We start from the raw sequence: 17,775 nt of genomic DNA on the forward strand, positions 1-17,775 counted from the left end.
GGAGCACCGCCATGCAGGAGCATCTGATGCCTGTCCCGTTCTACGAGGACACGGTAGTTCTGGTTGGTCAAGGTACTGATCCGTTTGTAGCTATGGAGCCGATCGTCACAAATATCGGACTGGACTGGAAAACGCAGTTCCGAAAATCGGGGGGAAGATTTCGCTCAGCTATGGTTGAAATGACCACCACTGGAAGTGATGGCCAGCAATACAGGATGACCTGCCTCCCCCTTCGTAAGCTTCCAGCGTGGCTCTACGCAATCAGCCCGAACAATGTAAAACCCGAATTTCGCGCAAAGATCGTTCGTTACCAAGAAGAATGCGATGACGTATTGTGGGACTACTGGACGAAGAGCAGTACTTCTCGTTCTGAAACGCCAAATGCTGCTCACTTAATAGCCCTCTCATGCCATCGGGTTGCACTGCTCAAAGAATTGAGTGGTACCAGCGATAACGCCATCCGCACTGCGATCCATGAGCAGCTTGCGCTTGTTTCACACCAGTTAGGATTGTCAGTCCCCGACCTAACCAGTATCGGGATTAGGACACCGGCACCCGCTGACATATTGATCGAGTTTTGGAGTGCGCTAGCACTCCTAGATCGCAAGGGTGTGCGCTACAACCACTGCACCCCATCGAAGGCTTTTCTTTACTTGCAGCTTCCCCACCTCGCACAACTGTTCAAAAAACATAACATTTCGATCAAGTTCACACGCGAACTACGACAGGCGATGAAAGAATCCAAGCAACCACGTTATGTGAGTAACACTACCCAACACAGCGCAATGGAGCATATATCATTGAAATGCTGGGTATTCGAGTGGCCCCTTCGCCGTGAGCGGGAGGTTTTTGATCCTCTTCAGAAAAATCCCGTTCGGCGTAAAACAGCCTGACTTAATGCTCAGTAGCCTAAGGACGCAACGACCGCAAGCTCCAACACGCGCAACGAGCAAGCCGATCTCGAAGCCCGCCATTGATCGGGCTTTTTTGCCTTTGGCATAAACGGCCAAAGCTATGATGAGCCAGTCCTCAGATTTCACGTAATAGCGTGCAAAACAGCGTTTCCCCAGTCAATGATCAGCCAGTTTGGGCAGACCCACGGCAGTGGCTGCGATCCACCTAAATGCTCAACATTAAAAATTAAGCGATAAAGACTTTCTCGCCCATGGGTAACGCCTGCGGATCATCGTCCTGCGAGAGATCTACCAGGTTTAAGTAGGGTTGTTACGGCCAGTATCAGATTATCGATAGACCAGGGCTTGTGAAGGTAAGTCGTTCCAGCGGGTATCTCCGAGGAATTCAGGTCGCAACCGGATGTAAGAATTGCCCCGGTCGAGGGCCATCGAAGCTTCATCATCTCAATAAAGTCTGCGCCTTGAATTTGACCGGGTAGGCCATGATCCGCGATCAACAATGGACAACCGCCATTCGATCCCGACATGTACTTCAAAGCCTCATCGGCAGTTGAGAACTCCAGCGAACGCAGACCCAGCTCGGTCAAAATCTCCCCGACTAACATGCGCAAAGTTGGGTCGTCTTCCACGACGATTACCCATCCTGTCAGGGGTGAGAGTTTTTCCCATTGGGTTTTTTTCATGCGCCGGCTCCTCGTCTCGGCTCATTTCCATGCCAGGCAGATAGATTTTTCAGTGTAGGCGTTATTTTTTGATTGAGGCTACGAACCCGAGTCATCTTGATGCCCTAATTCGTCACGTGCGGTGTGAGGACGAATGGCAGCTTGCGGAGGATGGTTTGGAAACACTCTTAGGCGACTTACTCCAATCGCTATTGCCCGGTGGCGCAAGGTTGAGCGTTGAACTGCTGCACATACGGTTCATACACGACACCTATCGGTTCGGGGTGGCTTGAGGGCATAAACGGTGAAGTTCCCTGCATCGCGAATCCCGGTGTGACCACTACAGTCGGATAGATATCGCACACACCCAACCAAGAAATGCTCTACCCATGGATGCCAAACACCGTCCTTCCCATCACGACGACAGCTACCCACGTTGCCATGAGTCCAACCAAGAACCAAATAAACTCGCTGCTGTTCATGGTGCCTGTTCTCGTTGCTCTCGCTTCGCTCACTCTGTGTGAACTGGCTGCTAGGCGCTGGATTGCGACAAGGTGAGTGACGATCACCTGTACTTTCATATCGTCCCGCTACGCATTGCCTACATCCATTGGCCGTTCGTACCAACGAGTAAGCCGACTGTCACGGCAGCAATGGACTTTACTTTCCCACAATGGGTCTTCACAGTTGACCCGCGCATAATGCGTTCATTCAATTTCTGCGCGCCGCTACCCCATAGCAACCATCTTCATGAGCTAAATCTTTCAGCCTCCAAATCGATCTGATCTCCTCGGAGAAAATCGATGGTTACCCCGGCAGAAAATCCTTTGAATTTTCCATGAGACAGCCACTCCTTTGTCTATGAGCATAGGGAGGGGGCCTCATGAATACCGATCTTTACATCATCGAGTACAAGCTTCACGGGGAGTCCAAGTCCTTCATCATCAGAACGAAGATAAGAAGCAACGCCGATGCGTGGCATTGGGCAAGTTGTGATGCTGGAGTGGCACCTATACCGAAACCTGGACGACCGCCGCTCAAAGTCGTCACCAAGCCTCAAGCTGAAAAGTACGGGCTCAGTGACGTGAGATGGCGTGAATCGGCAATCTTGGATTGGACAGAGGTGACAACATGATCACCCACATGCTCAAAGCCATTGGTAAGACCCCCATTCAGCCTCATCACCGAGCGAGCTGTCACTGCGGTGCCGTTGTTCTCGAGATCCATTTACCAGCAGGTCTGCCTCAACCACATCGCTGTGATTGCTCGTTCTGCAAACGCAAGGGAGCGATAGTTGCTGCGGTGCCAGCGACGGATTTGAAGGTGATTCGCGGCCAAGCTGTGTTACGCAAATATCAGTTCGGAAGGCAGGTCGCCGAACATTTCTTTTGCGGGATCTGCGGCATTTATACCCATCACCGACGCAGTACCAATCCGAACGAATTTGGCTTCAATATCGGCTGCATGGAAGGCGTGAACCCCTATGATTTGGGGAGCGTTCCGGTAGCGGATGGTGGCAAGTGGGAGGAACCTATGGGCCAGTCTCGTTAGCGAAAATTTTCTTCTCTAATTCACCTCTTACTAATGTGAAAACCAAAAGCTTCCCAACGACGAGGGCATTTTGTCAGAAAGAATTTCAAAGGCTCACCGTGGTCTACATGGCACCACACCCAGAGCTCGCAATCATGAAATTCTCAAAATTCTGCCAAGCACTCTCCAACCGGGCTGGCAGTTCAAAGACGTTCCTCACCGCTATTTGTCTCATCGTCGTGTGGGCAGTGACGGGGCCGTATTTTCATTTCAACGATACGTGGCAACTGATCATCAATACGTCGACGACGATCATCACGTTCCTGATGGTTTTCCTGATCCAGAATACCCAGAACCGAGACAACGACATTTTGCATCTGAAAATCGATGAGCTGATTCGAGCAACCAAGCAAGCACAAAACGCAACGTTGGCCTTGGACAAGATGGGCACCAGGGAGCTTAGAAAACTGCGGAAGCAGTACAGCGTTATGGGTGAAACCGGTGAGATCAGTTTTGACGATTCCGGGGACAATGCCCCGATGCCCAAGTAGGTTGCCTGGATCACCCGGGAGGCCGTTGCCCCCATCAATTTGAACGCACGCTCTCAAGCGCTTTCTATCAACGTATGTGGGTACCGGAACCCGCGCGGTCGTCGCTCGCCATCAACGCCTGAAACCTGTTTGTAAGAAGGATCTGCAATGAAAAAAAATTATCCTCAGCGCACGTTTTTCATCGCATCCAGACCATCGTTGCTGCTGACGATCCTCGGCCTGTTGACTGCATGTGCCGGTAACACTACGTCGTCCAATGTCGTTGCACCGGGCGAAGAAAAAACACCCACGACCCGCACCCTGAATGCGGGTGCCGCCCTACTCCAGTCACGCCCACCCATCGATGCACTCAATGCCTACCTGGATGGCTTCCATTTCTACAATGGCCACCCTGAGGTTCAAATGGAGGCTCACCACTATTGCTCCATCCTCAATGAAGAAGTAATCCAGTGCGTGATCTACGATGGCAATCGCAAGGACGCGAAGCTCATGGGGGTGGAATACATCATCAGTGAACAGCTGTTTGCCAAACTGCCCGACGCTGAAAAAGCGCTGTGGCACAGTCATGTTCATGAGGTGAAGTCCGGCCAATTGGTTGCCCCCGGCATTCCGGACATTGCAGAACATGCGCTTATGGAAAAGCTCATCCATACCTATGGCAAGACCTGGCATACGTGGCACACCGATCTCAACAAAGATCTACCGCTGGGGGTTCCGCAACTGATGATGGGATTCACCGCTGATGGCCAGATCGAGCAGCGACTGGTGACCGATCGGGACAGAAGACTTGGCGTCGATAGCACCCAGAAAAAGAAAGCTCGGGCCGACATCCCTGCACCAGCTATTGACCCAGGTGCTGACGCCTGGCGCAGTGGAAAGGTCATCCAAATCGAAGATCCGACCGGCCGTCCGCATCAGCATTGAATCATCAGGATGACTGGCTAGCCTTTGGATTTTCGTGGGTCAGCACTACGAGGAAAAGTTCTTTCTTCCTGAATAGTCCCGTCCTCTTTGTGAATCTTCAGCGACGCAGTTTTGCCCTGAAGGAACTCACCCGCCAGCGCGGTGATTTCAGCCTTGGTCGAGGCCGTCTTCGACGCCCTTTGCGCGCCTTCCTTTGTCAGTGCCCAGAGCTTGTCGGTCTTGGTGATGTGATAGTTGTCCATCCGATCTCCCAGCGCGCTGCGCGCATTTGCAATGTGGTGATCGGTTGACCTCTACACTCATAATGAGTTTGAAAAACTCCTCGCTAGCATGCCTAGGAATCAAAAATCCTTCGGTTTTTTAGGCGTAATCATGGTTACTCTAAAATCAAAAGCTAGCCGCGACTGCGTCGCAAACAAACGATCCCCCTGTGGGAAAAGCCACCTTCCGCTCTTCCCATCCATCACCTAAAGATTTCTAGACGGGCAAGGCAGAAGCAAAAGCTACGGCGATGCAATCGAGTCGATTGCCCCAAAGCGTCTGGAAATCTGAAAAAAACCGTGCGGATGAAGATCCCTGCTTTTTTTTGGTATCAAATATAATAACTCCGTTTTCTTTTTTTTATTTCAAGGGGGGTTCGCAAAATATATTTTTTTACAGACCGTCCCTGCGCTGTTTTGCTCGCCCTTGGTGAACGTGAAAATGCCAGAGGGGTACCGGAATGCGCATGATCTGGTCAGAGGAGTAGTAGCGCAGAGTGGTGCCATAAATTGACTACTACGCTCTCTCTTTCCATGAAGGAATCACTACGTCGTAAGCAGACCCTGCCTTGGCCATTTTCAGTATGAACCAGCATCAATTGGCTCACGAACCGCGATCATGGAGTTCACGCTTTGGGTCGAGCAGCGCGACTCGGGTGAGGTTGGAGGCAATGTACGCGGTGAGCTGGCAACGATCAGCAAGAACGAAGAGCTCATTAACTCCTCGGCACAGCCTTTGAAACGGCAACAGACTCAAAACCTCCGACGACGCCGGTATCAGTTTATTGAACACGGGCTGAACGCCGGCTTTCCCGTCCCGGATAAGACACGGGCTCGGCGTGCACCGGCCCAGTCAGCAACGTCTCCACCTGATCAGCCAGCAGCCGCTGTCCGGCCAGCCGAGACATGACGCGCTCGACAATGTCCATTCGTGCCACGGCAGCATCACGCAGACTTTGCATTGACTGCAGGGCCTCATCGGACTGCACCAAGCCGTTGCGCGCTGACACGCTAAGATGATCGATTCCACCGCGGGCGTCTTCGGCGGTACGCTCCAAGGTTTGGGCAATCTGATGGATCTGTGCACTGGACTCGGCGACACGCTTGGAAAGGTTACGCACTTCATCGGCCACGACGGCAAAGCCGCGACCATTCTCGCCCGCACGAGCGGCTTCGATAGCGGCATTGAGGGCCAGCAGGTTGGTTTGCCGGGCGATGTCCTGGATGCTACCGACCAATCCTCTGATTTGCACGGATTGGCCGCCCAGTTCGTCGAACGCTTGAGCCAGTTTCTCCATGGACTGATCGAGCTCGCGGAAGAGAGTGGCTGAAGTCTGGATGCTTTGCGCACTGGCATCAACCTTACCACCCGCATCGCGGGCCAATTGGTTAGCAAAATGCATGTCTTTTTCGGTCTCAACGATTGCCAGGCTCAACTCGCTCACATTATTGCGAAGAAGTGGATGAAGCGTTGGCGGCTCATACTCAGACTTACAGTGGGATTCGACAGGAGTCTCTACTGGCAGCAATTTGGTTTCTACCGGCACTTCGACACGTACCTCAACCCTCTCCACCCTTTCGAAGTGATAGAGCCAGCCTGCCGCGACCAGCGCTGGCAGGATGACAGCTAAACAGGCATAAAAGTGCTCGGGATAAAAACCTGTGGCAAGGCAGGATAGTGCCGCGCCGCCTTGCACCAGAGCCGCCAGGCGAGTGCGCTTCTTCAGTCTCAGCATCATGATTCCCTGGCCCGCATGCCTGTAAGGCGTGTGGGACTCGATTCGTTATTTTTATAGGTACAACCCGCTGCACGGTCAGGACGGGACGGGGCGAGCCGGCGTAGATAAATGCACCCGGGCCTGGAAAAAAGGCGCAATGGCTATTCATGCTAGCGGGAGGTTAAAGGCAGGTGCTATCTGATTTGTGCAGACCTTTATCCGTTTTTTCAAGACAGAATGTCCACTTTGATGTTGATCTTTGCCGTGTGTCCCGTGTGCACGACAACATCGGGACGGCCGCGATCAATTTTTCCAGCCACTGGAGATTACGGGTGGCTGGATTACCTATCGTGCTTTGATCGAGAATCAGGCATCACCAAGGTGGGCAGCGACCATCCAAGAAGACTATGCAGCCGGGCCACCTCATACGTTTGGCTGCAAGAAAAGCGTCCGGAGAGCCTAATGTGCTCCGCCTGCTCAAGACTGACATCGAGCGAACACCGGCACAGATCGTTTACCCGCCCAACAAACAGCTTTGATCGGCGCGCTGGACATAAACCGCGGCCAGCTGCACTAGCACGCTATCGGTTCACAAACCCGTGATTGTCTCTTTTAAAAACTGGCAAAACCACAACTGAGCGGTGTTGTCGCCACTGTGCTCATGCCAATGCAAGCTGACTTCAAATTCAGGCACAGTGAAAGGCAGATCCAAGGTTTTCAGATCGTTCTTTTGGGCATAAACCTTGGCTACTCGCTCTGGCAAAGTCACCAACAGATCACTTGAAGAAATGATTTCCGGCAACACACTAAAATGTGGAACACGAAGGCTGACAGTTCGCTCCACACTGGCCTCCCGCAAACGATCTTCAACGAAATGGTGACCTGTTCCGGCAGAGACCACGACATGTCGCTCATTCAGGAATTGCTCCATCGAAAGAGACTCCCCGATCCTGGGATGCGAGCTTCGTAGCATGCAGACATAGCGTTCAACGAACATCAACTCGCATTTGGCCTGAACCGGTAAATAGCTGCGGTTACACACCGCTGCATCGATCTTCCCTGTCCTCAGCCACTCGTCCATACGATCAATTTCAACCTGAATGACCTCAAGCTCAACCAGCGGCGCCCTCACCTGCAGTCCTCTCAACACATGCGGCAAGAAAAAAACCTCCCCCAAATCGGACAGCGCCAATCGGAACCGGCGCGTTGACAGTTCGGGGTCGAATTTTCGCGTGAGAGCAACCGCACGCTCGATATCAGTTAGCGAAGTTCTGAACGAGCCGTAAAGCTGGGAGGCGAGTACCGTAGGCTGCATGCCATCACGTGTACGCTTGAATAAAGGATCCCCCCACTGGTCGCGCAGACGTGCGAGCGCATAGCTGACAGAAGGCTGCGTGATATGCAGCCGTCCGGCGGCACCGCTGACGCTACCCGTTTCGTAGATGGTGACAAAGACTCTTACGAGATTTAAATCGATCATAATAATATAGACATGGCTTATTTTGATTTCAAAAATATATCTATTTGATCTATCAAGCAACTGTCCATAACGTGGCATCTGAAGGGGCAAGAGAGAGACACCGCTTTGCTCCCCACAGAAAACAACAACAAGAGTACATGCCATGCAACGCATCAACGCTGTCGACATCCTCGACACCGCGAAGCTTAACCGCTTCCACCTCTTACTCGTGTTCTGGTGCTCCTTCATCATGCTGTTCGATGGATACGACCTCGTCATCTACGGCTCGGTGTTGCCCCATTTGATGACCGAATGGAACCTTACTGCCTCACAGGCCGGCATGCTCGGCTCAAGCTCCATGCTGGGCATGATGTTCGGTGCCATCATTCTGGGTACTACGGCGGATCGATTTGGGAGACGCCCAATCATATTGTTCTGCGTCGCGCTGTTCAGCGTGGCCGCTTTCATTAACGCTTTCGCTTTTGATGCCACTACGTTTGGCATTTGTCGATTTTTGACCGGCGTTGGTTTGGGTGGCGTGGTTCCAAACCTGGTGACAATTCTTAAGGAGATGGCACCCACCCAGTACCGCAATCGTCTGATCAACCTGATGCTCAGCTTCTTTGCAGTAGGTGGTCTGTTGTCGGCACTCGCTGGCATGTACCTGATCCCGTTGTTGGGATGGCACTCGCCGTTCTACATCGCAGGACTTTCATTGATTTCTCTGCCGCTGCTCTACAAGACGTTGCCTGAATCGGTTGCCTATCTCGTTCACCGAAACCGTCACGAAGAGGTGGGCAAGCTGCTACAGGAGATCAATCCCAATCACAAACATTCGAAGCAAATTCGCTACGAAATCGAAACGGTCGCCAACACCGCTGGTACTTCTATGGCTTCACTTTTCAGCGATGCGCGTGCTGTTTCAACCGTCATGATGTGGATCGCTTTCGGAATGTGCATGTTGATGGTCTACGGCCTAAATACCTGGCTGCCGAAACTCATGAATAGCGGCGGATACCCGCTGGGGTCAAGCATTGCCTTTTTGCTGGTGATGAACATCGGAGCGCTCATCGGGCAGCTTGCCAGTGGCTTTGTTGCCGACCGCTGGGGCTGCAAGCCGACCTTGCTGGTGTTCTTTGCACTCTCGGCTGTGTCTATCTCACTATTGGGCGTGCGTCCCGGCCCGGTCACGCTGTATCTGATTCTACTGGTTGCCGGCGGCGCCACAGTGGGTTGTCTATCGGTAGTCCACACACTCGCCGCGGATATCTACCCCGCAAATGCACGATCAACTGGCGTAAGCATGGCAGCTGCCGTTGGTCGTTGCGGTGCCGTCGCTGGCCCTTTGCTGGGTGGTTACCTGTTCAGCCTTAGCCTTCCCTTCGAGCAAAATTTCCTTCTGTTCGGCCTACCAGGTGTCGTGGCCGTAGTCGCGGTGCTGCTGATCTCACAGCGACACTCAAACCAAGTCAGCGAAGACACGCGATTGAAGCAAGGCGTTTAAACCTCTCACATAACCCGTTCAGGTTCGTTGCTCGCCTGCAATGGGGCTTTAGCGTGGCCGCTGCGCCACGCTTTTTTTTCAGCAGATCGGACTGTAGCTGCATTTGCGGCTAGGCCAACTGCGCCCCAAAACTCATACACAATAATAATTCGGATTGGGCTCAATGAAGAATAGTCGTCGGATCTGTTGGGCTGCGTCAGGCCTGGCAGCAGTATTTTCAACCTCAGGTCACGCGGATGTGTTTAAGGACAGTCATCTCTCCCTGGGTCTACGCAACTTTTACGTAGATCGTGACTTCAAGCAGTCCGACGCGCCCAAATCGCGGGTAGGCAGCTGGAGCCAGGGCTTCGACCTACAGTTCAAATCAGGCTACTCGGAAGGCCCCGTGCAATTCGGACTGGACGCATCTGGTCAGTATGCCTATCGCTTAGACGGTGGTGGGGGCCGCGGCCCAGACACGGTACTCCCTTACGACAACAGCAAGAGCGAGCAGGCACATGATTACGGCCGCGCCGGTATGACGGCCAAGATCAAGGCGTCTAACACGGAAATCCGGATCGGTGAGCACAGACCAACGTTGCCGGTGGCCTACACCGACGACTCGCGGCAGCTGGTCACTACCTATGAAGGCGCTACCATCGAATCCAAGGAGTGGTCGAAGCTGACCCTCAACGCTGGCCGCTTCTGGAAAATCGCGACACGTGAATCGTCGAACCAAGAAGATATCTACCTTTTTGGGGATTCGCCCGCGCAGAGTAGTGATGGTCTGAATTTCGCAGGCGCCCGTTATGACTTTACGCCTGCGCTCAATACGACCTATTACTTCGCTCAGCTCGAAGATATCTACCGACAGCACTACGCAGCTGCGGCATATACCTGGGATATTGGAGACGGATACAGCCTCAAGTCAGACTTGCGGTACTACAACACTCAAGACGAGGGCGCGAAGCTGTCGGGTGATTTCGATAACCGCTCAATTGGCGTCATGACTGCACTGCGCAAGGGTGCTCACACCTTCACCCTGGCTTACCAGCGCATGAGTGGCGACGATGCCTTCCCGCTACTCAACGGTTACGCGCCCCAACCTTTCCTGGTGAACTGGTCAACCATTGCGTTTTACAAGGCCGGAGAGCGCTCCTGGCAGGCGCGCTACGACTATGACTTCGTTGCTATGGGGCTGCCTGGGTTGAAGTTCATGACGCGCTACCTGCGCGGTACGGATATTGATCGAGGCCAAGGCTTAGCGGACAACGTTGAAAGCGAAACCAACTTCACTATGTCGTATGTCATTCAAAGCGGCCCACTACAGGGGGTGGCGTTTGAGGGACGTAACATCAAAGTCAAAACACGATACGGCGCAGACTTCGATGAGAACCGCCTGATCACAAGTTACACCTGGAAATTCTGGTAACCCGCACGGCGACAGCACAGCCGTTGCTGAAGCTAGTCGCCGACGCCTTAGCGTAAAGAGATGCGATCATGGGAATCGAACTGTTGAGTGACCGTAGCAAGGTCTTTGATAAAGCTGATCCCCACATGGTTTCTGCCTATGTGAAGATGCATGTTGGACACCACGAGATATCCCTATCCCAGCCTGGCAACCACGCGATGCTCAGCCACCGTCGACTCGCCGATCTAGACCTCTGCCATATCAGCTATGGGAGCTTGACCAGGGTAACTTCTACATCCCTTCGAGATAAATACCACCTGCAGATCATGCTGCGTGGTGCCTGCCTGCAACGGGAAACGAACCGGCAACGTATGCTCCTTGCCGGCGACCTGGTGGTAATAAATCCCCACGACCCAATCGATCTAACCTACTCCAAGGATTGCGAGAAATTCATCCTCAAGATTCCGGTGGCGTTGCTGGATCTAGTCTGCAACGAGCAACACTGGTCTTCTCCCAGAGAGGGACTGCGTTTCGGTAGCCAAGTCTACAAGCTTGAAGAGATTCAAGGGTTCGCACAGTTGTTAAGCCTTGTCTGTCGTGAGGTAGAAATGGAGGACAATCTGTTGCCGGTAGAGAGGCACTATGTCCAAATCATCGCTCGCAAAGTGCTCACCTGCTTAGCGACAAATTTAGACTTCCAAAGCATAGATAGCCACAAACCCTCGCTTCAGCGGGTCATGAACCACATCGAAATGAACCTGAAAGAAGAGATAAGCGCTCAGGCTTTAGCCCATTTGGCAAACATGAGCTTGCGCGGCCTGTACCTATTGTTCGATCAGCAGGTCGGGGTAACGCCACGACGGTACATCGTGAGGAGAAAACTAGAGCGGATCCGGGCAGCATTACTCGACCCCGACTACCGAGTGCGTAACGTGACAGAACTGGCAATGGATTATGGCCTAACGCACTTGGGCAGGTTTTCGGCTGAGTACAAGGAGCAGTTTGCAGAGCTACCTTCCCAGACCCTCAAGCGAAGATCCCAGGCTTAGTAGAGAGGAATGCCCCGGGCCACAAATTCGGGCCCAGGGCGTCAGCATTCAAATTAAGTAACGCTCAATTTCTTTCTCCCGCCAGATGATACCTACGCCCGGCAAGTCAGGTATCACTGCATTACCATCCACGAATTCGAGCGTCGGTTCAATTACGCTACCGGCGAGATCCAGACGCTCCAACCAATGCGCAGTAGGGGATGCTGCTAGTAGGTGCGCACTTATTTCCTGGAAGAGGTGGCTGGACATTGGCAAGCCGAATTGCTGTGCCAGTGCACTCGCTCGCAGCCAGCCAGTGACACCGCCAATCTTCATGGCATCCGGCATAGCCAACCGGCAAGCACCAGCATTCAGCGCCTTGAACATATCCTCAGGGCCAAGCCAATTTTCCCCCATCTGAACAGGCACATCCAATGCACTTTGAATGCGCTGATGGCCTACATAGTCGTACTGCAGCGTTGGCTCCTCGATCCAAGCAACGCCCAGTTCCTGCAGAGCCCGGCCACGTTTTATCGCGGATGGGACGTCCAGACTCTGGTTATAGTCAACCATGATGTCGAAATCGTCGCCCACGGCGTTGCGAATACTACGAACCACTGCAAGATCCTGGGTGAGCGTTGGATAACCGATTTTGGTCTTCACCGCGCGAAAACCAGCTTCCGCTGCGGTAACTGCACGTTGGGTTGCCAACTTCTCGCCATCCAGGCTGTGACTGTCGTATGTAGGTACCGGACGCGGGGTAGCACCGAGCATTTTCACCAAAGGCATCTTGTGAGCTTTTGCCAAAGCATCCCATGCAGCCATATCGATGCCAGCGGCCGCCATGCGGATCAGCCCCGTGTAGCCAGCAAGGCAAAAGCGTTTGGCCAACATGGTTTCGAGGTCTAAGGGTGCCAGTGGTTGATTCACGATCAACTGCGCCATGTCATCCAACAATTGCTTGAGTGACTTCAGCGCCACCGGAGTATAGGCAAACAGATAAGCGTGTCCGACTACTCCAGCGCTAGTTGCAAGGTCTATCAGAACTAACGGAGCTGTTCCCACCGTTCCGACAGCGGTGTGAACTGGATACGACAGCGCCACGTTGATGGCGCGAGTACGCAGATTTGTAATCAGGATGTCGCTCATACGTGTGATCCTTTGACGCGAGATGACTTGATGGAAAGAGGTCGAGCACCTCCATCGTTTTGAAGAAATTCCGGAGAGAGCGATGCGATAGAAGGGCAGCCGATCTGCGCTAGGGTGCGATCGATATCTGCCTTCAGCAGTCCCAATACCTCGTCGACACCGACCTCCCCACGTGCTGCCAAGCCGTACAGCGTGGCGCGTCCAAGCAACACTGCTTCCGCCCCCAAAGCCAGAGCTTTAACGATATCGGAGCCTCGACGAAATCCACTGTCGATCAACACTGGTTTGCCGGTCATAGAAACTGAATCAGCCAATGACTCCATGGGCGATACTGCGCAATCGAGTTGGCGGCCCCCATGATTGGAAAGAATCACTCCGTCAGCGCCTTCAGCGATGCAACGCTGTGCATCCTCGGCGCTCAACAGCCCCTTAACTAAGAGCTTGTGAGGCCACAGATCTCGCAGCCAGCGCAACGCTCGCCAATCGAAGCTTGAATCCATCTGCCGGCTCATCAATGCGGCTTGCATCTCAAGGCTTGATGTCTGACTGCTGACGAAATTGGCCAATTGGGGCATTCCGTGGCGAAGAAGATCGAATGACCAACGTGGGTGCAGACAGCCGTCGATTATGACTTTAGGGGTGTAGCTCATCGGCATTTTGAATCTGTTGCGAAGATCCCGTTCGCGGTAACCATTGACGGCGACGTCGGTGGTCAGAACCAATGTGGTGTAACCGGCGTGCAATGCCTTGAGAACCATACCTTGGGCTACTTCGCGATGGATCACATAGAGCTGGAACCACAGCTCACCATCACACTGGCGTGCGAGATCTTCGATCGAAATGTTGGAGGCAGTAGAAAGGACGAACGGAATGCCGGCTTTGGTCGCGGATTTCGCTAAGGCCAGGTCTCCATTTGGCCAGAGTGCCCCGTTCAGGCCAGTCGGCCCGATGAGCAACGGCATAGCCTGACGCTTTCCAAGTATTTCAGTCCGCAAGTCGCGGCGGCTGACGTCTACCAACCGCTGGGGTTTGAACCGCCACTGCTGGAAAACGGAACGGTTGTGCTCAAGACCATGCTCATCTTCAGCACCTCCTTCAAGGTAATCGAACACCGTTTTGGGCAGGCGCTTTTGGGCCAGCCGGCGATAGTCCTCGACACTGAACAAATTTTGTTGAGTCATAATCTGGCACTCACTTAGCAGGGCTAGTGGTGCTGACCTCAATCAGCACCGGCTCCTTGGAAGCCAAAGCTTCGGTAAGAGCACCCTGCAGTTCCTGCACTGTCCCGGCCTTCAACGCGTGGACACCATAACCTTTGGCAAGCGAGCAGAAATCAATGCCTGGCACGTCCAGCCCCGGAACATTTTCCGCTTCGAGCACTCCGGCAAACCAGCGCAAAGCACCATAGGTGCCGTTGTTCATGATCACAAAGATGGCGGGAATGTTGTATTGAGCCGCAGTCCACAGCGCGCTGATGCTGTAGTTGGCCGAGCCATCACCGATGACCGCGATGACTTGCCTGCCTGGTTCGGCCAATTGCACCCCAACAGCCGCTGGCATAGCGAAACCGAGTCCACCAGCGGCACAGAAGTAGTAACTACCGGGGTTACGCATATTGAGGCGTTGCCACATCAATGCGGTGGTCGAGGTCGATTCGTTGAGGTAAATGGCATCTGCCGGAGCCATCTCATTGAGCGTGTCGAATACAGTTTCTGGACGGAGTGCTCCCTCGCCCTGCTCCACCGTCTCTGTCTCAGCGATCGAGGCTGGCAGCGGATGGTTTCTGTCGCGGACTCGGGCGGCCAGTGCTGAGGCCATGACCCCAATATCGGCGACGATCGCATCACCCATCGGGGCCCGCGCGGCTTCAAGTGGATCGCATGTTACAGAGACCAGGCGCGTCCCTGGCATCAGGTACTGGCCTGGATCGTACTGGTGGTAACGGAATACTGGAGCACCGAGTACCAACACCAGATCGTGACCTTCCAGCAGTTGGGAAACTGCTGCGATACCAGCAGGCAGCAACCCCCTGAAGCATGGATGACGCGTAGGGAATGGGCAGCGTGGTGCGGAAGGAGCGACCCATACAGGCGCTTTGAGACGTTCAGCCAGGGTTACGCAGTCGGCGTTTGCATTGGCGGCATCCACGTCCGGCCCAAGGACAATCACCGGATTAGAAGCACTGCTCAGAGCGCTGGCAAGTCTTTCCAGCTCCTCATCATTCACACGTACGGCAGAGCTGACGTTGCGATGAAAAAGGTGATGAGACTGCGGATCCGCCTCCTTATCCCAATCATCGTATGGAACGGAAAGATAGACCGGGCCACGCGGTGCCATGCTAGCCATATGAATGGCTCTGCTGACCGCATGAGGTACCTCAGCTGCACTGGCTGGCTCGTAGCTCCATTTGACTAGCGGTCTGGGAAGGTTGGTTGCGTCGACATTCGTCAGCAGCGCCTCGACCCCGATCATCGCTCGGGTTTGCTGACCTGCCGTAACGATCAGTGGCGAATGTGAGTTCCATGCGTTGCTCAAAGCTCCCATCGCATTGCCGGTGCCTGCCGCAGAGTGCAGGTTGATGAAGGCTGGCTTGCGGCTAGCTTGCGCATACCCATCAGCAATGCCAACTACAACTGCTTCCTGAAGGGCGAGGACGTATCGAAAATCCTGAGGGAAGTCTTTAAGGAAGGGCAATTCATTCGAACCAGGGTTGCCGAAGACCGTATCAATGCCCTGTTGGCGAAGTAACTCATAAGTCGTGCTGTGTACCGAGGCCATGGCGATTTATCTCTTACCAAAAGATGAATCTCAAGATAAAATCGGCCAGCAAATAGATCAAATAGATAAAACATAAAACAATTTATAGACCCAATCTATATTATTGCGAGTGCCAAAGCTAGCGCGTTATAGCGCCACCCTTACGGAGGTATCGATGGAGGAAGATCTTTGCGGGCTTGATCGGGATCCTGGCGCCGGGATCATCAGGTTGCTTGCCGAGCTACAAGAAAAACCTGATGCCATGGTCAAGCTCGCTGAAAAAACCACCCTCAACTGGCGCGTTGAATATGGATAGGCCATTGGCATCCTCAAATTTGAGGAGACCATTTGTCTCGGACTCACATTACCGTTGCCCGAATAACAGCGTCGCCAATGAAGATGAGATATAGACATGCGCTATTTCGAATGGACTACAAGCCAGAACATCAAGACTGGCCAAATCCCGCAGGAATTACCCGATGACCTGTGCGAGTTGACGCTTCACGAAGCGTCCGCGCTTATCCGCTATCGATTGATCAGCAGTCGCGCGCTAGTGGAAACCTGGTTGGATCGCATCAATTGCAATCCGCAGTTCAATGCGTTTATCAGCATCGATGCACCTGCTGCGTTGCAGAAAGCAGATGAATACGATCGGCACCTCGAAAATGGCGGTAAACACCTTCCTCTCGGGGGTGTACCTATTGCCGTAAAAGACAACATCCACGTTGTTGGCTTCACCAATACCGCTGGTACGCCAGCGTTGGCTGGCTTCTTTCCGCAAACGAATGCTCCAGTCGTAGCTTCATTGCTCGAGGCTGGAGCCATCGTAATCGGCAAAACAAATATGCATGAGCTGGCCTTCGGAACATCAGGCTACAACACCGCTTTTCATGTGCCTAATGTAACCGGTATCCGAAATGCTTTTGACCACAGTCGCATTGCCGGAGGTTCATCCTCAGGCAGCGGCAGTGCTGTAGGAGCCCGCCTGATACCTGCCGCGTTGGGTACGGACACCGGCGGCTCTATCAGGCAGCCCAGCTCACTAAATGGCTGCGTAGGCTTCCGTCCGACGGTGGGCCGATACAGCTGTGAGGGGATCACCCCCATATCACCGACGCGCGACACACCCGGGCCTATGACCCGTTCAGTACAAGACGTGATCTTGATGGACTCGATCATTACAGGAGCATCCCCGGCGCAGCCTCCGGCGACCGAGACAATAAGACTCGGCATTCTCAAGGAGTTCTGGGACGAGGTGAGCGACCCGGTACTACAAATCACTCATACAGCGTTAAAGAAAATCCAAGCGACCGGCGTTCAGGTTGTTTGGGTTTCGTTACCCGATATCTTCGAGCTCAATGGCGCAGTCAGCATGCCGATCGCGTTGTATGAATGCCGATCAGCACTCGCTGAATACCTGCTGACTAACGACACAGGGTTGGACATTGAAGATGTGGCAGCAGCTATCAGTAGCCCCGATGTCAGAGAAATTTTCGAGCGCTTCGTACTTCCAGGCCGTCTCGAAGAACACGGCGGAAAACCTGTCGATTTGGAGCAGGCCTACATCACCGCGATTGAGCAAGGTCGCCCTCTTTTGATCGAGAAGATCCACTCTCTCTTCGAAGAACATCAATTACACGCACTGGTGCATCCCACCACGCCTGACCTCGCAATCAAAAGCGAGCCACAAGCCACTCGTTTTGAAGCGTTCGCTCGGATGATTCGCAATGCAGATCCCGCCAGCAATGCGGGAATGCCAAGCATCAGTCTGCCAGCTGGCTTATCAATAAATGAAGGTTTACCGATAGGCATTGAGTTTGATGGATTACCGGGAAGTGATAGCCAGCTTCTAGCCATTGCTTCTGTCATGGAGGACGTCCTGGGACGCGAAAGCTCACCTTTGCAGAAAAATACCTGCTGAGGGTGACC

17 protein-coding genes are annotated in these 17,775 nt (G+C 53.4%); 10 read left to right on the forward strand and 7 right to left on the reverse strand.

The genetic code is table 11. The annotated features are described in order from the left end of the window. Nucleotides 1-11: 11 nt before the first annotated feature. The gene (locus PMA3_RS26205) at nt 12-893 is read left to right on the forward strand and encodes a phage antirepressor N-terminal domain-containing protein (protein WP_064679895.1); all 882 of its coding nucleotides are present in this window, start codon (nt 12-14) and stop codon (nt 891-893) included. A 290-nt stretch (nt 894-1,183) separates the two neighbouring features. Here the strand turns inward: PMA3_RS26205 and PMA3_RS26210 are convergent, their stop codons facing one another. After that, nucleotides 1,184-1,597: a response regulator gene (locus PMA3_RS26210; RefSeq protein ID WP_064679896.1), complete on the reverse strand. Its 414-nt coding sequence runs from the start codon at nt 1,595-1,597 to the stop codon at nt 1,184-1,186. 862 nt (nt 1,598-2,459) lie between these two features. Between PMA3_RS26210 and PMA3_RS26220 the strand changes: the two genes are divergently transcribed. The 4 genes from PMA3_RS26220 (at nt 2,460) to PMA3_RS26235 (ending at nt 4,581) form a co-directional block, all read left to right on the forward strand. After that, a complete protein-coding gene (locus PMA3_RS26220) occupies nt 2,460-2,711 on the forward strand; it encodes a DUF6555 family protein (protein ID WP_064679898.1) in 252 nt (83 codons plus the stop codon). 8 nt (nt 2,712-2,719) lie between these two features. Continuing rightward, the gene (locus PMA3_RS26225) at nt 2,720-3,127 is read left to right on the forward strand and encodes a GFA family protein (RefSeq protein WP_064680810.1); all 408 of its coding nucleotides are present in this window, start codon (nt 2,720-2,722) and stop codon (nt 3,125-3,127) included. 134 nt (nt 3,128-3,261) lie between these two features. After that, nucleotides 3,262-3,657 (forward strand): low affinity iron permease family protein, encoded by a 396-nt coding sequence (locus PMA3_RS26230; protein ID WP_064680811.1) that lies wholly within the window; start codon nt 3,262-3,264, stop codon nt 3,655-3,657. A gap of 147 nt (nt 3,658-3,804) precedes the next feature. Then, nucleotides 3,805-4,581 (forward strand): OBAP family protein, encoded by a 777-nt coding sequence (locus PMA3_RS26235; RefSeq protein WP_064679899.1) that lies wholly within the window; start codon nt 3,805-3,807, stop codon nt 4,579-4,581. A 17-nt stretch (nt 4,582-4,598) separates the two neighbouring features. Here the strand turns inward: PMA3_RS26235 and PMA3_RS26240 are convergent, their stop codons facing one another. From PMA3_RS26240 to PMA3_RS26250, 3 genes are all read right to left on the reverse strand, one after another. Further along, nucleotides 4,599-4,823 carry a DUF2188 domain-containing protein gene (locus PMA3_RS26240; RefSeq protein ID WP_064679878.1) on the reverse strand — a complete coding sequence of 75 codons (225 nt, stop codon included), beginning with the start codon at nt 4,821-4,823 and terminating at the stop codon, nt 4,599-4,601. An 800-nt stretch (nt 4,824-5,623) separates the two neighbouring features. Next, nucleotides 5,624-6,580 carry a methyl-accepting chemotaxis protein gene (locus PMA3_RS26245; RefSeq protein ID WP_237140668.1) on the reverse strand — a complete coding sequence of 319 codons (957 nt, stop codon included), beginning with the start codon at nt 6,578-6,580 and terminating at the stop codon, nt 5,624-5,626. Nucleotides 6,581-7,148: 568 nt separating this feature from the next. Further along, nucleotides 7,149-8,045 (reverse strand): LysR family transcriptional regulator, encoded by an 897-nt coding sequence (locus PMA3_RS26250; protein ID WP_420848709.1) that lies wholly within the window; start codon nt 8,043-8,045, stop codon nt 7,149-7,151. A gap of 136 nt (nt 8,046-8,181) precedes the next feature. Here PMA3_RS26250 and PMA3_RS26255 point away from each other — a divergent pair, with 136 nt between their 5' ends. The 3 genes from PMA3_RS26255 (at nt 8,182) to PMA3_RS26265 (ending at nt 11,961) form a co-directional block, all read left to right on the forward strand. After that, entirely contained in the window at nt 8,182-9,522 is a 1,341-nt protein-coding gene (locus tag PMA3_RS26255; RefSeq protein ID WP_064679901.1) for an MFS transporter, read from the forward strand. A gap of 163 nt (nt 9,523-9,685) precedes the next feature. Then, complete coding sequence (locus tag PMA3_RS26260) at nt 9,686-10,933, forward strand: OprD family porin (protein ID WP_064679902.1); 1,248 nt, start codon at nt 9,686-9,688, stop codon at nt 10,931-10,933. Between the two features lie 68 nt (nt 10,934-11,001). Beyond that, nucleotides 11,002-11,961, forward strand: coding sequence for an AraC family transcriptional regulator (locus PMA3_RS26265; RefSeq protein WP_064679903.1), 960 nt, complete (start codon nt 11,002-11,004; stop codon nt 11,959-11,961). Between the two features lie 48 nt (nt 11,962-12,009). On the opposite strand, the gene PMA3_RS26270 is transcribed toward PMA3_RS26265, so the two are convergent. Genes PMA3_RS26270 through mdlC form a run of 3 tightly spaced genes read right to left on the reverse strand, consistent with a single transcriptional unit; the run spans nt 12,010 to nt 15,867 of the window. Beyond that, on the reverse strand, nt 12,010-13,089 hold the full coding sequence (locus PMA3_RS26270) for an enolase C-terminal domain-like protein (protein ID WP_064679904.1): 1,080 nt from the start codon (nt 13,087-13,089) through the stop codon (nt 12,010-12,012). Further along, a complete protein-coding gene (locus PMA3_RS26275; RefSeq protein WP_064679905.1) occupies nt 13,086-14,270 on the reverse strand; it encodes an alpha-hydroxy-acid oxidizing protein in 1,185 nt (394 codons plus the stop codon). Before PMA3_RS26275 ends, PMA3_RS26270 begins: the two co-directional genes overlap by 4 nt. Before the next feature lie 10 nt (nt 14,271-14,280). Further along, entirely contained in the window at nt 14,281-15,867 is a 1,587-nt protein-coding gene (mdlC, locus tag PMA3_RS26280; RefSeq protein ID WP_064679906.1) for a benzoylformate decarboxylase, read from the reverse strand. Between the two features lie 154 nt (nt 15,868-16,021). Between mdlC and PMA3_RS32740 the strand changes: the two genes are divergently transcribed. After that, the gene (locus PMA3_RS32740) at nt 16,022-16,162 is read left to right on the forward strand and encodes a hypothetical protein (RefSeq protein WP_161491160.1); all 141 of its coding nucleotides are present in this window, start codon (nt 16,022-16,024) and stop codon (nt 16,160-16,162) included. Between the two features lie 96 nt (nt 16,163-16,258). After that, complete coding sequence (gene iaaH, locus PMA3_RS26285) at nt 16,259-17,767, forward strand: indoleacetamide hydrolase (RefSeq protein ID WP_064679907.1); 1,509 nt, start codon at nt 16,259-16,261, stop codon at nt 17,765-17,767. Nucleotides 17,768-17,775 lie beyond the last annotated feature (8 nt).

The organism is Pseudomonas silesiensis (assembly GCF_001661075.1).
Classification (GTDB): domain Bacteria; phylum Pseudomonadota; class Gammaproteobacteria; order Pseudomonadales; family Pseudomonadaceae; genus Aquipseudomonas; species Aquipseudomonas silesiensis.

Bases quoted from the DNA above. Each gene is read 5' to 3' on its own strand.
- PMA3_RS26205 (WP_064679895.1), top strand. From the start codon at position 12: ATGCAGGAGCATCTGATGCCTGTCCCGTTCTACGAGGACACGGTAGTT.
- PMA3_RS26210 (WP_064679896.1), bottom strand. From the start codon at position 1,597: ATGAAAAAAACCCAATGGGAAAAACTCTCACCCCTGACAGGATGGGTA.
- PMA3_RS26220 (WP_064679898.1), top strand. From the start codon at position 2,460: ATGAATACCGATCTTTACATCATCGAGTACAAGCTTCACGGGGAGTCC.
- PMA3_RS26225 (WP_064680810.1), top strand. From the start codon at position 2,720: ATGCTCAAAGCCATTGGTAAGACCCCCATTCAGCCTCATCACCGAGCG.
- PMA3_RS26230 (WP_064680811.1), top strand. From the start codon at position 3,262: ATGAAATTCTCAAAATTCTGCCAAGCACTCTCCAACCGGGCTGGCAGT.
- PMA3_RS26235 (WP_064679899.1), top strand. From the start codon at position 3,805: ATGAAAAAAAATTATCCTCAGCGCACGTTTTTCATCGCATCCAGACCA.
- PMA3_RS26240 (WP_064679878.1), bottom strand. From the start codon at position 4,823: ATGGACAACTATCACATCACCAAGACCGACAAGCTCTGGGCACTGACA.
- PMA3_RS26245 (WP_237140668.1), bottom strand. From the start codon at position 6,580: ATGATGCTGAGACTGAAGAAGCGCACTCGCCTGGCGGCTCTGGTGCAA.
- PMA3_RS26255 (WP_064679901.1), top strand. From the start codon at position 8,182: ATGCAACGCATCAACGCTGTCGACATCCTCGACACCGCGAAGCTTAAC.
- PMA3_RS26260 (WP_064679902.1), top strand. From the start codon at position 9,686: ATGAAGAATAGTCGTCGGATCTGTTGGGCTGCGTCAGGCCTGGCAGCA.
- PMA3_RS26265 (WP_064679903.1), top strand. From the start codon at position 11,002: ATGGGAATCGAACTGTTGAGTGACCGTAGCAAGGTCTTTGATAAAGCT.
- PMA3_RS26270 (WP_064679904.1), bottom strand. From the start codon at position 13,089: ATGAGCGACATCCTGATTACAAATCTGCGTACTCGCGCCATCAACGTG.
- PMA3_RS26275 (WP_064679905.1), bottom strand. From the start codon at position 14,270: ATGACTCAACAAAATTTGTTCAGTGTCGAGGACTATCGCCGGCTGGCC.
- mdlC (WP_064679906.1), bottom strand. From the start codon at position 15,867: ATGGCCTCGGTACACAGCACGACTTATGAGTTACTTCGCCAACAGGGC.
- PMA3_RS32740 (WP_161491160.1), top strand. From the start codon at position 16,022: ATGGAGGAAGATCTTTGCGGGCTTGATCGGGATCCTGGCGCCGGGATC.
- iaaH (WP_064679907.1), top strand. From the start codon at position 16,259: ATGCGCTATTTCGAATGGACTACAAGCCAGAACATCAAGACTGGCCAA.